This window comes from Fenollaria sporofastidiosus (genome assembly GCF_943169635.2).
Taxonomy (GTDB): Bacteria; Bacillota; Clostridia; order Tissierellales; family Peptoniphilaceae; genus Fenollaria; species Fenollaria sporofastidiosus.
The window spans coordinates 975,256-991,338 of the sequence record NZ_OW968186.1; the positions used below are offsets into that span (position 1 = coordinate 975,256).

At 37.5% G+C, this 16,083-nt stretch carries 16 protein-coding genes and 1 other RNA gene; 13 read left to right on the plus strand and 4 right to left on the minus strand.

Annotated features, from left to right (window positions below):
• Window positions 1-2: 2 nt before the first annotated feature.
• From KO172_RS04720 to KO172_RS04730, 3 genes are read left to right on the plus strand one after another with little or no spacing between them, the layout of a single operon-like run.
• On the plus strand, window positions 3-647 hold the full coding sequence (locus KO172_RS04720) for a cobalamin B12-binding domain-containing protein (protein ID WP_215492371.1): 645 nt from the start codon (window positions 3-5) through the stop codon (window positions 645-647).
• Window positions 648-670: 23 nt separating this feature from the next.
• On the plus strand, window positions 671-2,023 hold the full coding sequence (locus tag KO172_RS04725; RefSeq protein WP_215492372.1) for a Na+/H+ antiporter NhaC family protein: 1,353 nt from the start codon (window positions 671-673) through the stop codon (window positions 2,021-2,023).
• A 36-nt stretch (window positions 2,024-2,059) separates the two neighbouring features.
• Window positions 2,060-3,202, plus strand: a complete 1,143-nt coding sequence (locus tag KO172_RS04730) for a double-cubane-cluster-containing anaerobic reductase (RefSeq protein ID WP_215493401.1) — start codon at window positions 2,060-2,062, stop codon at window positions 3,200-3,202.
• Between the two features lie 87 nt (window positions 3,203-3,289).
• Here the strand turns inward: KO172_RS04730 and ssrS are convergent.
• Both ssrS and KO172_RS04740 read right to left on the minus strand, forming a co-directional pair.
• A non-coding RNA gene (gene ssrS / locus KO172_RS04735) (6S RNA) lies at window positions 3,290-3,466 on the minus strand.
• Window positions 3,467-3,508: 42 nt separating this feature from the next.
• Window positions 3,509-4,405, minus strand: a complete 897-nt coding sequence (locus KO172_RS04740) for an RluA family pseudouridine synthase (RefSeq protein ID WP_215492373.1) — start codon at window positions 4,403-4,405, stop codon at window positions 3,509-3,511.
• A gap of 124 nt (window positions 4,406-4,529) precedes the next feature.
• On the opposite strand from KO172_RS04740, the gene KO172_RS04745 reads away from it, so the two are divergent.
• The 9 genes from KO172_RS04745 (at window position 4,530) to KO172_RS04785 (ending at window position 12,778) form a co-directional block, all read left to right on the plus strand.
• Window positions 4,530-5,333, plus strand: a complete 804-nt coding sequence (locus KO172_RS04745) for an NAD(+)/NADH kinase (RefSeq protein ID WP_215492374.1) — start codon at window positions 4,530-4,532, stop codon at window positions 5,331-5,333.
• Window positions 5,334-5,342: 9 nt separating this feature from the next.
• Window positions 5,343-6,143 (plus strand): histidinol-phosphatase HisJ family protein, encoded by an 801-nt coding sequence (locus KO172_RS04750; RefSeq protein ID WP_215492375.1) that lies wholly within the window; start codon window positions 5,343-5,345, stop codon window positions 6,141-6,143.
• A 95-nt stretch (window positions 6,144-6,238) separates the two neighbouring features.
• Window positions 6,239-7,999, plus strand: coding sequence for an ABC transporter ATP-binding protein (locus KO172_RS04755; RefSeq protein WP_215492376.1), 1,761 nt, complete (start codon window positions 6,239-6,241; stop codon window positions 7,997-7,999).
• A complete protein-coding gene (locus KO172_RS04760) occupies window positions 7,996-10,023 on the plus strand; it encodes an ABC transporter ATP-binding protein (RefSeq protein ID WP_251320120.1) in 2,028 nt (675 codons plus the stop codon). The genes KO172_RS04755 and KO172_RS04760 overlap by 4 nt, the downstream gene beginning before the upstream one ends.
• Window positions 10,024-10,134: 111 nt before the next feature.
• Window positions 10,135-10,584, plus strand: a complete 450-nt coding sequence (locus tag KO172_RS04765) for a YtxH domain-containing protein (RefSeq protein ID WP_215492377.1) — start codon at window positions 10,135-10,137, stop codon at window positions 10,582-10,584.
• A gap of 8 nt (window positions 10,585-10,592) precedes the next feature.
• Window positions 10,593-10,844, plus strand: coding sequence for a hypothetical protein (locus KO172_RS04770; RefSeq protein WP_215492378.1), 252 nt, complete (start codon window positions 10,593-10,595; stop codon window positions 10,842-10,844).
• An 8-nt stretch (window positions 10,845-10,852) separates the two neighbouring features.
• A complete protein-coding gene (locus KO172_RS04775) occupies window positions 10,853-11,458 on the plus strand; it encodes a hypothetical protein (RefSeq protein WP_215492379.1) in 606 nt (201 codons plus the stop codon).
• Window positions 11,459-11,665: 207 nt separating this feature from the next.
• Entirely contained in the window at window positions 11,666-12,394 is a 729-nt protein-coding gene (locus KO172_RS04780) for a YdjY domain-containing protein (protein ID WP_215492380.1), read from the plus strand.
• Window positions 12,395-12,778: a hypothetical protein gene (locus KO172_RS04785; RefSeq protein WP_215492381.1), complete on the plus strand. Its 384-nt coding sequence runs from the start codon at window positions 12,395-12,397 to the stop codon at window positions 12,776-12,778. It begins immediately after the preceding gene.
• Between the two features lie 27 nt (window positions 12,779-12,805).
• On the opposite strand, the gene yfcE is transcribed toward KO172_RS04785, so the two are convergent.
• Entirely contained in the window at window positions 12,806-13,354 is a 549-nt protein-coding gene (gene yfcE, locus KO172_RS04790) for a phosphodiesterase (RefSeq protein ID WP_215492382.1), read from the minus strand.
• Entirely contained in the window at window positions 13,354-13,860 is a 507-nt protein-coding gene (locus KO172_RS04795; RefSeq protein ID WP_215492383.1) for a nitroreductase family protein, read from the minus strand. Before KO172_RS04795 ends, yfcE begins: the two co-directional genes overlap by 1 nt.
• A 64-nt stretch (window positions 13,861-13,924) precedes the next feature.
• Here KO172_RS04795 and KO172_RS04800 point away from each other — a divergent pair, with 64 nt between their 5' ends.
• Window positions 13,925-16,072: a heavy metal translocating P-type ATPase gene (locus KO172_RS04800; protein WP_215492384.1), complete on the plus strand. Its 2,148-nt coding sequence runs from the start codon at window positions 13,925-13,927 to the stop codon at window positions 16,070-16,072.
• The last annotated feature ends 11 nt before the right edge of the window (window positions 16,073-16,083 follow it).

Sequence of the window (16,083 nt, forward strand, 5' to 3'; positions counted from 1 at the left end):
ATATGAGAAAAGAAGAGTACTACAAAATTCTAGACGACTACGTCTACGAATACGAAGACGAAAAGATAGCAGAGGTGGCACAAAACTATATTGATGAAGGTTATGACGCACTTGATGCTATAGTTAACGGATTGGTTCCAGGAATGAAAAGAGCGGGGGAAGCTTTTCAAGAAGAGGAATATTTCGTAACAGACCTTTTGTTATGTTCAGATGCAATGAACAATGCACTTGATGTGTTAAGACCACACCTAGAGAAGAACGAGCTTGAACACAATCACAAGATAGTCATAGGTGTTGTTGAAGGGGACACTCACGACATTGGCAAGAACTTAGTTAAGACCATGTTTCAAACACAAGGTTTTGAAGTCATAGACCTAGGCAGAGATGTTGAAGTGCATAAGTTTGTTGACGCCGCACAAGAGCATGGAGTTGACATCATATGTATGTCGACACTTATGACAACAACCATGAGAAACATGAGAAGAGTCATTGAGATACTTGAAGACAGAGGCATAAGAGACAAATACAAAGTAATGATAGGTGGAGGACCTATCTCACAATCATTTGCAAATAAGATTGGCGCAGATAAGTATACTGTAGATGCTGTCGAAGCCGTTAAAGCTGCTAAGGAGTTATTAAAAATATAATAAAAAAGTAGGAGGAATTTGTGATGGACGAAAAATCATCAATCAAACCTAATGGATTGGCACTGATACCATTCATTGTATTTATAGGTTTTTTCTTGTTATCAGGAATCATTTTAGACAACATGGGTGTAGAGATGGCATTCTACCAAATACCATCACCTATAGCAGTACTTATTGGTACTATCGTTGCCTTCTTAATGTTTAAGGGATCGATAGACTCAAAGTTCGAAGTATTCGTTAAAGGCTGCGGAGATGACAACATCATCATCATGTGTTTAATCTACATCTTAGCTGGTGCTTTCGCAACACTATCTAAGGCATCTGGAGCTGTTGACTCAGTTGTAAACTTGGGCTTAAGCATAATACCAGTTCAATTCATAACAGCAGGTTTATTTGTAATCGCTTGCTTCTTATCAATCGCAACAGGTACTTCAGTTGGTACTATAGTTACAGTTGGTCCTATCGCTGTAGGTATTGCACAAAAAGCAGGTCTACCAGTTGCTTTAGTATTAGGGGCTTTAGTAGGTGGATCAATGTTTGGTGACAACCTTTCAGTTATATCCGACACAACAATCGCCGCAACAAGAACTCAAAATGTTGATATGAAGGATAAGTTTAGATCAAACTTCAAGGTAGCACTACCAGCCGCAATTGTAACACTTATTATCTTATTAATAGTTGCTAGGACATCTGGACCAGTTAACTTTGATGATTTAAGCTACAACTTTGTACTTATCTTACCTTACTTGTTCGTACTTATAGCTGCTTTATGTGGCGTTAACGTATTCGTTGTACTTACACTTGGTATTGTATTTGCAGGCGGAGTTGGTATCGCAACTGGCTCATACAACGGACTTGAACTTTGCCAAAACATTTTTAGTGGCTTTTCAGGACAATTTGAAATATTCTTACTTTCAATGCTAACTGGTGGTCTTGCTAATATGGTTAGAGCTAATGGCGGTATCGAATGGCTAGTATTAAAGATAGCTAAGATGGCAAAGGGCAAAAACTCTGCAGAACTATCTACTGCACTACTAACTATGATATCAAACGCTGCTCTTGCAAATAACACTGTATCAATCATCATATGCGGACCTATCACAAAGAGAATTTCTAATAAATTCAAAGTTGACCCTAGAAGAACAGCATCACTACTTGATATGTTCAGTTGTATAACTCAAGGACTTATCCCTTACGGTGCACAAATACTTATCGCTTCAGGCTTCACTGAAGGGGCTGTATCACCAGTTGAGTTAGTTCCATATATTTGGTATCCAATGATATTATTAGTATTTGCAGTTCTATCAATCTTTGTTAGATACGCTGACCTTAAGACTAAATGGAACTTTGAACTTGACAAAGTAGAAGAAGCATAAATTATATTTAATTGATTTATAGAGGAAGATATTTTGATAAACATAAGAAAAGATTTACCAGAGATTTTTGATGAATTTAAAGACAAGAGAAGAGAATCGTTTTTAAAAGTAAAAGAAATTAAAGACAAGAATATACCTGTCATAGGTATATTCTGTACATTCTTTCCGCAAGAGATAGCTCTTGCGGCGGGAGCGACATCTGTTTCCTTATGTTCAACATCTGATGAAACCATAAAAGATGCTGAAAGGGACTTACCTACAAACCTTTGCCCACTTATCAAGGCAAGCTACGGCTTTGCTATAACAGACAAGTGTCCCTTCTTTTATTTCTCTGACCTTATAGTCGGAGAAACAACTTGCGATGGCAAGAAGAAGATGTATGAGTACCTTGGTATGATTAAGCACGTCTATGTTATGGAGCTGCCACAAAAGAGGTCTGAGGAGAGCCTTAAGCTATGGAAGGCTGAGATTAAAAAGCTTGCTGCATATGTATCGAAAGAGTTTGGATGTGAGATAACAGAAGAAAAGCTTAGAGAAGCAACTGTGATAAAGAACAATGAAAGAAGTGCTGTTAAAGACTTTTATGGCATAATGAAGGCTGACGAACTTCCTATCATGGGTTTAGACTTGTGGCATGTTTTAAATGGAGTGCAATTTGAATTCGATAAGAAGGCAATACCTAATGAGCTTTCAGAGCTTAAGAAGAAAATTTTAAGTGAGAACAAACACATCACAGGTAAGAAGAGGATACTTATTACAGGTTGCCCAATAGGTGGAGCGACTGAAAAGGTAATAAAGGCTGTTGAGGACAACGGAGGCATTGTAGTTAGCTACGAAAACTGTGGTGGCGCTAAGGCGATAGATGAGAACGTTGACCTAAGTAATCCAGACATATATGATGCGCTTGCTAAGAAGTACTTAAACATTGGCTGCGCATGTATCAGTCCTAACACACCAAGGCTTAATCTATTATCAAGAATGATAGATGAGTATAAGGTTGATGGCGTTGTTGATATGCAGCTTCAAGCATGTACACCATTCCAAGTAGAGACAAAAGTTATTAGAGACTTTGTCACAAAAGAAAAGAATACTCCTTACATCCAAGTAGAAACTGATTACTCAGAGTCAGACTTGGGACAATTAAACACAAGAATCGAAGCATTCATAGAGATGCTTTAGCTAAAAAGAGGCCCTCCTAGTGAGAGCCTCTATATGTTTTTAGCACAAAACTAAAGAGAGTGAGTATATACTCACTCTCTTTTGATATGTAATCCCATTATGTGCCGTTTTTCATAAGTAATTTATCCCCGCATATACGAGGTGGGTTCGTTATTCACAACTTCTAATGTCCACTTAAGGCATATTATCCATTGTAAAAAAATCACGGTCCCATATTATTATTGTCGGTTAAATTAATATGAAAAGCGCGCACTACAGGATAGCTTATATATATTATATAGCAAAGACTTTTAAAATGCAAGTCATTTACACAAAATTTTTAGAAAAATTTATTATATCAGAGTGATCACTCACTATATAGCGTCTCTCTTCATTAGTCCTTGGATCCTTAAAGCTTATCTCGAAGGAATGCAATAGTTGTCTATCAACACCTTCATAAGTCTTCTCATTGTATAGAGTGTCACCTACTATAGGAAAGCCCAAGTACGCTAGGTGCAACCTTATCTGATGCGTCCTTCCTGTACATAGATCCGCTTCGACTATAGAGAACTTTTCTGTACTTAGAACTTTTTTGAATATGGTCTTTGCATAATCGCCCTCGTCACTATCGCAGACTTTCTTTTTTATATGATCAGTCTCGTCGGTCTTGATGTTCTTCTCAACTACTATCTCATCATAAGGAAAGCCTCCATCGACTACTGCATGGTACTTCTTCTTGAAGGTACCACTCTCCATTTGAAGCATAAGATTGTAGTGGGCGAAGGGGTTCTTTGCAACGACCATGAGACCTGTTGTGTTCATATCGAGTCTATTGACAAGGCGAACGCGCCTCTTAAGAGAGCGTGACTGAAATAGATTGTTAAGAGCATTATACATAGTCGCACCTTGATTGTTCTTCGTCTCGTGCACCAAGATGCCCTTCTCTTTGTTGATGACCATGTAGTCTATAGTCTCATCTACTATGTCCATCTCGCATGTGAAGTCATCAGGCACTGTGTCCTCTTCGGGCATATGTATATGAAGCACCTCTCCCTTAACTATGGGTAGGTCCTTGCGTCTAAATTTTTCATTTACAAATATATCTTTATTAAGGTAGCTTCGTCTAAAGAGTCTCTTTGATATATTAAGCTCGTCAATCATCTCACTCATCTTGTCATATGACCTCTTTGCAACAAAGCATACATTGTACTCATCGTTAATCACATTATCACCTACGAGTAAATTATATTATATATTAAGAGTTTTTACAAGCAAAGAGCATTTAAAACATTGAAAAAATACTATTTTTGTTATATAATTAAGTAATAGTTCATACAGAGGTGACGATATGAGTGAGAGAATTATAAATATACTCGCTAAAGACGACGACTTAAGTAAGAAGATACTCTTAGAGCTTGAAGACAAGCTTGGAGAGCAGGGCTTCATTACGACTAGAGATTTTAATAAGGACGCAGAGTTATCTATAGTATTAGGCGGTGACGGCTCCTTCTTAAGAAGCGTGCATCAAAATGATTTTCCCGAAGTGCCTTTCGTTGGTTTCAATACAGGCCACTTAGGCTTCTTTCAAGAGCTTTCAATTGACGATGTCGATAGATTTGTCGAGGAGTATATTGCTGGTGAATATAGACAAGAGTCGCTGCACTTAATAGAGACTAATGTCTCTTATGAGGGCGGAAGCGAAAGACTGCTTTCTGTTAACGAGATGGTTGTTAAGGCAAACAACTCAAAGGCGGTTGAGCTTGATGTCTTTATTAACTCAAACTACTTAGAGAGGTTCTTTGGTGACGGACTTATAGTCTCTACACCAGTAGGCAGCACTGCATATAACTACTCGGTGCGTGGAAGCGTTGTGCATCCTAAGCTTGAGTGCTTACAAATAACACCACTCGCACCTATCAACTCGAAGGCCTTTAGATCCTTACAAAACTCACTTATAGTTCCACCGAACTTCATAGTAAGGCTTGAGCCAAAGAAGAGATACGAAGGCGAGATTATACTTCTTAACGATGGTGAGGAGACCATATTCAAAGACGTTAAGTACGTAGAGATTGATATGAACTACAAGAAGATTTATAGAATAGTATTTGCTAAAGATAGTTATTGGAACAACTTAAAAGATAAATTTTTATAGGAGGCATAGATGTACGATTTTCATTTGCATTCAAATTTTTCAGTTGACTGCAAGGTCCCACCTGAGGATATGGTTAAGGAGGCTATCAAACAAGGGCTTAAAGCTATATGCTTTACTGACCACATAGACCTTTCGCTTGACCAAGACAAAAGTAAAACAGTTCTCTTTAACATAGAGGACTACCTAAAAGAGATAAATAAATTAAAATACTCTTACATAAACGAGATAGAAGTATTAAAGGGAGTGGAGTTTGGCCTTCAGCTTGGTCTTGTTGATGAGTATAACGAGCTAAGCAAGAACCCCTTCGACTTTATACTTTGCTCTATACACAGTATAGATGGAGAGAAAATCTTTTCAAGAGAGAAGAACTTCGTTAGTGACTATGAAGAAGGACAGATTAAGTACTACACACAGATGCTAGAGATCTTAAAGAACTTTGATAGCTTTGACTCACTTGCACATATCGACTTTATCGATAGGTACTACAAGTACAAAGACATTGAATACGAGTTTACAGATGCAGCTAAAGAGATAGTCTACGAGATATTAAAACTGCTCATAGACAAAGAAAAGGCATTGGAAATAAACACTGCTGCACTTCGCTTTGATATGAAGTGCTTCCATCCGCAAGATGACATACTTGATATGTATAAGGAACTTGGTGGCGAGCTAATAACTCTTGGTTCCGATGCGCACTATACACAGGACCTTGCATATGGTATAAAAGATGCTCAGAGGTATCTAAAGGATAAGGGCTTTAAGTACCTATACATCTACAAGAAGAGAAGACCATATCCAATACATTTGTAAAAATTAATAAAAAACAACTATCACTCCTTGATTATTTCTTCAAGGAGTGATAAAGTATATTTAGGGACACGAAACATTTGTAAAGGAGGAGCAATATGTTTAAATCACTAAAACCTCTTTTAAGATATTTCAGAAAGTACAAGTGGGGTTACATACTAGGGATATTCTTCCTACTGTTCATAGACGTTGTTCAGTTATACATACCTCAAATACTTAAGTACTTTGCAAACGACTACCAAAGGGGAGTCCTTACTATGAAGCTTGCGACAAAGTATGCACTTCTTACTATAGCTACAGGATTAATGGTTGCCGTTGCGAGATATTTTTGGAGAAACTACATAATAGGTAACTCGATGAGAGTTGACTATGATTTGAGAAAAGATTTCTTTTGGAAGTTAACGAGTCTTTCTCAAAATTTTTTTAATACGCACAAGACAGGGGACCTAATGAGTCTTGCGACTAACGACATAAACGCTGTTAGGATGACTCTTGGTCAAGGCATCATCATGTTTATCGACTCAACATTCTTACTTATACTTAACTTTGTAATGATGATTGCAACAACAAACGTCTTGTTTGCATCAAAAGTTTTATTCACAATACCACTTATCATACTATTAGTAACAAGATTCGGTGGTGTTATTCACTCACGCTTCAAAGCAGTGCAAGCTCAATATGGCAAGATAACAACTAGGGCACAAGAGAACTTCTCTGGCATTAGAATCATCAAAGCCTTCGGTCAAGAGGAAGAGAACAAGAAGCTCTTTATTGAAGAGAACCTTAAGTACTACGACAAGAACATTGAACTTGCAAAAATGCAAAGCTTTTTCAATCCATTTATACAAGTATTAAGCAACCTAAGCTACCTTTTCTTACTCTTCTTCGGAGCAAAAGAGGTTATGCAAGGCACTATGCTACTAGGGGACTTCATTGCCTTCAATGCATACTTAGGACTAATGATGTGGCCAGCGAGAGCCCTTGGTATGGTTATAGTCTTTATGCAAAGAGGCGCTGCATCCATGGACAGGCTTAATAATATATTCAATACCGAGCCGGAGATAGTTGATGCGAAAGATACCATCGACTTGAAAGACACAAAAGGCGAGGTCGAGTTTAAAAATGTTTCGTTTAAGTACGCAGAGGACCTTCCATATGCACTTAAAGACATAAGCTTTAAGATACGCCCGGGTAAGACACTTGCTATACTAGGTAGGACTGGTAGTGGCAAGTCGAGTATAGTTAATGTTATGCTAAGACTATACGAAGTGAATCAAGGTCAGATACTTATCGATGGTCACGACATAAGAGAAATAAAACTAAACTCACTAAGGGAGAACATCTCTTATGTGCCACAAGACGACTTTTTATTTTCAAAGACTGTTAAAGAGAACATCGAGTTTCACTACGAGCATGAGCTTGATGATGAGACCATAGAAAAGTACGCCAAGATAGCTGGAGTATATGATGACATCATGGACTTTAAGGACGGCTTTGATACCATACTAGGTGAGAGAGGCGTAACTCTATCTGGAGGTCAAAAGCAAAGAGTCTCTATAGCGAGAGCCTTAGCAAAGGAAAAGAACATACTTATCATGGACGACTCCTTATCTGCTGTTGATACTGAGACTGAAGAAAAGATATTACAAAATCTTAATAGAGACGAAAGAGGCGCATCGAAGATCATCATCTCACATAGAGTTTCAACTATAAAGGATGCAGATGAGATATTATTCATAGAAGACGGTGCTATAGTCGAGAGAGGTACTCATGATGAACTAATTAAGCTTAACGGTAGATACAATAAATTATATGAAGATCAACTACTAGAGCAAAAGATAAATAGAGGTGATGAATGATGGAAAGAAACATAGACGATATAAATTATCAAGGCAAGAAATCCAAAAACACCTTTATGAGAATGCTCTCATATGCAAGACCATATACCCTACAGTTAATCGCGACTTTCGTGATGATAATTATACTAACAGGTCTTGCGCTCCTTAGTCCATACTTAATTAAGGTTGCCATAGACGAGCATATACAAATCGAAAAGATTAGGATGTATGAGTACCCAAGCCCTAATGAAAAAACTTTAAGCGTAGTTCGTACTAAGGATAATATGCAAGGTGGTATTCCATACTTAATAAGAGAGAGTGATCTTAGTAAAGAAGAGAAGAAAGAGTATGAAGGCAGAGGCGCTTTTCATCTAAAAGAAGATGGAGACGGAGCCTACCTATACAAGTCGGGTGACGAAACAAAGACCGCCATATACGAAGTGAGCCCTAGTGAGTTTAAAGCGTATAGACAGAGGGACTTTAAAGCCATAAACAGACTGAGTTTGTACTTCCTTCTTGCAATCATCTTAACCTTCGTGCTTGACTACTTGCAAACGATGTCCATAACAGTGGCGTCACAAAAGATGATCTACAGCATGAGAATCGAAGTTTATGATCACATCATATCGAGGTCGCTTAGCTTTTTTGATAGAAACGCCATAGGTAGACTAACAACAAGACTTACTAACGACATAGAAGCTGTTAGTGAGATGTACACAGACGTAATGATAACATTGTTCAAAGACATATTTATGCTTGCAGGTATCATGCTCTTTATGTTGTCAATGGACTTAAAGCTAAGTCTACTAAGCTTCATTACTTTGCCAATCATACTAGTCGTTTCTATATACTTTAGAGACAAGATAAGAAAGATACTTGCTCTATCGAGAAAGAAGCTATCACTAATCAACTCTAAGCTTAATGAAAATATTTCAGGTATGAGATTGATACACATCTTTGGCAAGGAAGACAAGATTAACAGAGAGTTCGACGAAGCCAACTCTGACTACAGAGACACTATGCTTAGAAGAGTAAAGCTAGTCTCTATATATAGACCTGGTATAGATATAATAAGAAATATCGCTATAGCGAGCCTTATCTACTTCGGTGCGAAAGAAGTATTAAATGAGACTATGTACTTCGGTATGCTTTATCTATTCATCGACTACCTTAAGAAGTTCTTCATGCCTATCATGGACTTAACAGAGAAGTATAACATCACGCAGTCAGCCATGGTATCGGCTGAGAGAGTCTTTGCCATACTTGATGACGATAGCGAGATCAAAAATCCAGAGCATCCACTTAAATTTGACGACGTACAAGGCGAGATTGAATTTAAGAATGTAAGCTTTAGTTATATAAAAGGCGAGCCTGTGCTTAAGAACATATCCTTTAAGATAAAGAAGGGTGAATCCATCGCCTTAGTAGGTCCTACAGGTTCAGGTAAGACATCAATCATATCACTATTAACAAGGTTCTACGAGATAGACGAAGGCGAGATACTAATCGACGGCATCAACATTAACGACATAAGAAAAGAAGACCTTAGAAGGAACATAGGCGTTGTCTTGCAAGATGTATTTTTGTTCTCAGGTACTATCAGGGACAACATCAAACTTAACAAAGAGATATCAGACGAAGAGATACTTAAGATATCGAAGTATGTTAATGCCGACTCCTTTATACAAAAGCTTCCAGGCAAGTATGACGAGCCTGTTATGGAGAGGGCATCGACACTGTCATCAGGTCAAAGGCAGCTACTTAGCTTTGCAAGGACACTAGTATATGAACCAAAGATACTCGTGCTTGATGAAGCTACTGCCAACATCGATACAGAGACAGAACTTTTAATACAAGACGCGGTGAAGAAACTTATCAAAGGAAGGACATCTATCGCCATAGCGCATAGACTATCAACTATACAACACGTTGACAAGATACTCGTTATTAAGAACGGTACTATTAGAGAAGAAGGTACGCATCAAGAGCTTCTTGACAAGAAGGGTCTTTACTACGACTTATATAGATTACAATATGATAAATAGTTTAGAAAGAAAGCTAATCAAGTTCGATTAGTTTTCTTTTTTTATTCTTTATGTTTTATTCATGCGCTTAGTGGGTATATAAATAATAGTAAAATATAAAGGAGTGATATTATGGGACTATTTGATTTCATATCAGCGAAAGCGAGAGAAGAACAAAGAAAAGAAAGAATGAAGAACGCTGGCAACATTGCCATGGGTACTTTATTAGGACTAGCAGCAGGTGCTGCAGCAAGCTATCTATTTGCACCAAGAAGTGGTGAAGAAACTAGAGAGATGATTGCTAAGAAGAGTAGAGATACTTATAACGACATGAGAGAAGGCCTTGCTAATGCAACTCAAAGAGCAAAAGAGCTAGGTCAATGCGCTATGGAAAAGGCAAAAGAGTTTAAGGAAGAAGCTGCTCAAAGAGCTGAAGAACTTAAAGAAGAAGCTGAAGAAAAAGCTAAAGAGCTTAAAGATAAGGCAGAAGACAAAGCAATTGAAGCTAAAAAAGAAGTAGAAAAGAAGGCTAACGACGTTAAGAAGGATGTTGAAAAAGAAGTAGAAAAGGCTAAGAAATAGGTGATAATATGGGCATAGATTTTGGCAAGATTAAAGATGAAGCAGCTAAAAAAGCTGAAGAATTAAAGAACGAAGCTGAAAAAAAGGCTGACGAACTAAAGAACGAAGCTGAAAAAAAGGCTGACGAACTAAAGAACGAAGCTGAAAAAAAGATTGACGAAGCTAAAGATGCTGCTGAAAATGTAAAAGATGAAGCAGTAGACAAAGCTAAAGAAATTAAAGAGGATGTAGAAAACGCATTTAAGAATATTGGGAAATAGGTGATATAATGGACGCAATGTATATATTAAAATGTGTGCTAATAGTTTTTGGCATAGCAGCACTAGGTTCATTAGCTTATCTATTCATTAAAATCGCTTCATCAATTAGCACTATGAAGAACATGATGGAAGAGAACAGACTTAACATCGGTCAAACAGTAGCTAAACTTCCTGAAGTGATGAACAATGTTAACGGTATCACAAGTAATGTTAACGGACTTGTTGACGACATAAGACCAGACATCAAAGAGATTACAACAGAGACTAAGGACCTTGTAAGAGATCTTGGACCAAACATCAAAAGCGTTACTGATGATGTAAGTAGACTTGTTAATGATCTAAGACCTAATATCGCAGGCATTATGAATAACATTAACGGCGTTACATCTGATGTGTCTAGACTTACTAATACAGCTATGGGTATTACTGATAGCGCGATTAGTACTGTAAACAGAATCACATCACAAGTTGCAAACACTGCAAACAATGCTTATGGTGCAGTTAATGGTTTACTTGGCAATGTGAAGGACTCCATCTATGAAAAGAAGATGAAGTCAAAGAGCATGATTGAAAATATTATCTTGAAGGTAATGGACATTTTTAAAAGAAGCTAATAAGTTCTAAAAAGCTAATAAATTCTAAAAGAAGGACTCGTGAGAGTCCTTTTTTCTTTGCAATATTAGCAAGATTTAATTTAATATTGATAATTTTATAAAAAAGAATAAAAAACTATATAATATTCCAATAATAAATTACATGTATTAGTGTTATAATAATATGTGTGTTAATTTTAGAAAGCCTAAATTAAAGGAGAGGAAAAAATGAAAAAAATTAAAATTTTAGCAATCTTATTAATGGTCTCAATGTTATTAGTTGCATGCGGACCAAAAACAGATACTAAACCAGAAGAAACTAAGACAGCTGAAGCAACTGAAACAAAAGAATCAAGCGACACAGAAGAAAAAACAGATGATAAAGATACTGCAACATTAAATGGCGTTACAGAAGAAAATCCACTAAAAGTGGATAAAGACTCTAAGAGCGTAACAATCTATGCTAAGTACAACGGAAAATTTGAAACAGAAGCAACAAGACACTTAGCAATCTTTAAAGATGGCAAGTTAAGCGATATGTCAATCTTTTCATCTTATGTATCTCCAGTAGACTTCTACGACGCTTTAGTTGAAGTAGGAGCTGAAGCTGGTAACAACATGAATGCTGACAATGCTGCAACAACTAAGACAGAAGGCTCTAAGCTTGATGTAAGTTTAACATGGGAAGGCAAAGATAGTCCAATAGGTGTTGATGAAGTAGTTAAAGATTCAAACGGTAAAGCTTTAGACATCAGATTCTCAGGAAACATTGATAATTCGAAAGAATTCAACACAGGATGCATTACATGTCTTGATTCATGCTTCGTTGGTATTACAAGTAACGGTGAATACCCACTAGGTGCTATTGAAGAAACAAAAGAAGTGTCATTCTCAGTAGATGCTGACAAAGCACCAGAAGATGGAACTCCAGTAGCAATCACATACACAGTAAAATAGTTGAAGAAATTCTTTAATTTACTCCTTGCGATAGTAGTAGGAATTTTAGCCGCATCGATTGTATCAAGCCTTATTAGCTTAAGCCTTTGGCTAGATATGAGGGTGCATTCAAGGTATATATACTACGTTTTTATTGCACTTGCAGTTATAACTTCACTATTTATGAACAGAGCAAATGAAAAAGTCTTTTTAATTATAGAATTTATATCTATAGCATTAATTTTATGTCTTGGTAAGTTCAGAAGAATTATGTACGAGCTAAGAGAAGCAATGCGTATAAATATGAATATAAATCTATTTCAAAATATTATAATAATAATTTTGATAGTAATTAATTTAATGGTTTTTCTAAAATTTATAATAAAGAAAAAGAAGTCTGCGTAATTAAACGTAGACTTCTTTTTTTTCAATCTAATATTCGATTTCTTTCAATACTTCTTCAGTATATATGTTGATGAGTTTTATCTTTTTGTCGTCCATCATAGCAACTGAGGCGATGCCATCTTTAGGTATGGTTGTTGAACCAGGGTTTAATAAGATGATGCCGTCTTTTATATCTAAGACCTTTATATGTGTGTGGCCAGTAACTATCATCTTGATGCCGGAGTCTTTTGCGTACTCAAGCCTTGCAAATTCTGTTTCCTCATAGCCATGTATAAGCATAGTCTTAAGGCCATTGATATCAAGAACTCTCATCTTGTTTGTAAGGTCCTTATCTGTTACCATCTGATCGACGTCACTGTCACAGTTACCTCTTACGTAGATAATGTTGTCTCGCTCTTTTAAGTATGCAGCAAGATCCTTTGGATTGTAATCACCTGGAAGTGCATTACGAGGTCCGTGATATAAGACGTCGCCTAAGTGGTATATGGTCTCGCAGTCCTTAAGCACTTCAAGCGCTCTTAGTGTTTCGTCGATGCCACCATGTGTGTCGCTTATAAAACCAATTTTCTTTCTCATTATATATAAACTACCTTCTCTGTTCTTTCTTTTGCCTTTGGAACTTCATCAGCATATCCCAAAGCCATTAGTCCATATGAGATGTGATTAGCTGGAATCTTAAATGAATTCAATACTTCTCTTACGCCTTCGTCCTTGTTGCCTCTTAGTTGATTGATCCAAACAGATGCAAGTCCAAGCGCATGGCTTGCTAAGTAGATGTTTTCCATGGCAGTTGATGTGTCTGCGTCGCCTAGCTTTAGATCTTCAGGCACAGTTATTATGATTAAAGCCTTTGCATCATATATGCGGTAGTCGTCTCTATCAAGTGACTTTGCGATGGCGGAGGCTAGTCTTTGTATATCTTCTTCTTTAGTCACAACAGTGAAGAGTCTCTCTTGCTTATTCATACCTGTTGGTGAAGCCTTTGCACACTCTATTATCTTCTCAAGTAGATCACGAGGTACTTCATCAGTTTTAAACTTTCTTATGCTTCTTCTTGTCAATAGGTTTTCTATTGCGTCCATATCATCACAACCTTTCTTATAATTATTATACCACAAAAATGGGTATAATGATAAGGGTGATTATATGAAGGATAATTTTTTAATACAAGGTATGAGCTGCGCTGCTTGCACGGCAAGGCTTGAAAAAGTATTATCAAGGCAAGATGGCGTTTCAAGAGCTAATGTCAATCTATCGTCTAATAGAGCAAGAGTTATATATGACGAAAATCTAATTTCCCGTGACGATATTTTAGCTGTCATCTCAAGAGCGGGATTTACTGGCTACTATCAAGAGAGCCGTGACATAGCTAAGGAAAGGGAGCTTAGAGAGAAGGAAATAAAAACACTTAAGCGCGACTTTATCATCTCTTTAGTATTTGCTTTGCCACTTTTCTCAGTTATGTTCCTACACATGGCAGGAGTGCATGTCTTCTATGCGGATCCGTGGTGGCAGTTTGCCTTTGCGACTTTGGTACAAATTTTTGGAGGACATAGGTTTTATAAAGGAGCAATCAGCTCATTAAGGAGCAAGACCTTTAACATGGATGTGCTTGTTTCTATGGGCACCACAGCTGCCTACCTATACAGCATATACAATATGTTTATATCGAACCCGCATCTATACTTCGAGTCTTCAGCAGTCATCATTACACTAGTATTACTAGGTAAGCTTATGGAAGCTAAGGCGAAGGCAAAGACAAACGAAGCAGTTGATAAATTACAAAATTTAAAAGTCGATACTCTAACTGTCATTAAAGATGGCACTGAGAAGACTATTAATATAGACGAGCTTGAAGTAGATGACATCGTTCTTGTTAGACCAGGTGAGAGGGTCGCCTCAGACGGAGTCATCATAGAAGGCGAGGCGTCAATCAATGAAGCGATGATTACAGGCGAGAGCCTTCCTGTGAATAAAACGGTAGGTGACGCAGTTATAGGATCGACTGTCAACGGACCTAGTACGTTTAAGTTCAAGGTCACAAAGGTTGGTGACGACACTACACTAGCTAACATCATAAGGATGGTTGACGACGCAGCAAGTTCGAAGGCGCCGGTGCAAAGGATGGCAGACAAGATTGCTAATGTCTTTGTTCCATCGGTAATGGCTATTGCATTTTTAACTTTTTTGATTTATACTATATTTAAGGACGCTAATACAGGTATTATTAACGCAATCAGCGTTTTAGTTATTGCTTGCCCATGTAGTTTGGGACTTGCAACACCTACCGCCATCATGGTAGCAACTGGTAGAGCAGCACAGTCAGGCATACTTATAAAGTCTGGCGAAGTTTTGGAAGCAAATGCTAAAGTCGATGCAGTATGTTTTGACAAGACAGGCACACTTACAGAAGGCAAGCTTGCTCTTACTAAGTTTATAAACAAATCATCAATGAGTGATGCTGACATCTTAAAGTATGCTTACAGTGCTGAGAACCAATCAGAGCACTTAATAAGCGAAGCAATATCATCTTATGCAAGGGATAGAGGAGTTTCTTATATAGAAGCTGATGAGTTTGAAGCAATTCACTCCAAGGGTGTACGCGCGAAGCTTGATGGCAAGGAAATAATATTATCGAACGAAAGATACTTTGACGAGCTTGGCATAGCTTACGACAAAGACATAATGAAAGAACTTTTAGATGAGGGCGCTACTGTCATAGTCATGGCTGTAGATAAATCAGCTGTAGCTTACTTTGCAATTGAAGACAGCTTAAGAAGTGACAGTAAAGAAGCAATCGCTAAGATCAAGGCTATGGGTATAAAGACATACATGCTTACAGGGGACAATAGTACTGTCGCTAGGAACGTCTCTCGTAAACTTGGTATAGATGATTTCAGGGCAGAATTGCTTCCAGAAGATAAGCTTAAAGCCATAGAAGAGATAAAGCGCGAGTGCACAAAGCTTGCCATGGTAGGTGACGGTGTAAATGATGCACCAAGTCTCGCAAGTTCAGATGTTGGATACTCAATCGCATCAGGCACAGATGTTGCATTAGAAGCAAGTGACATAAGCTTATTAAACAATTCCATCTTTGGTGTTGTAAGAGCTTTAGAACTATCGCGAGCAGCCATGAAGATAATCAAAGAAAACTTATTCTGGGCGTTCTTCTACAACGTGGTTGGCATACCATTTGCCATGCTAGGACTACTAACACCTATGCTTGCAGGGACTGCGATGGCATTCTCATCAGTATGCGTAGTTACAAACTCACTAAGATTAAGATATAAGTAGAATAGAGGAGG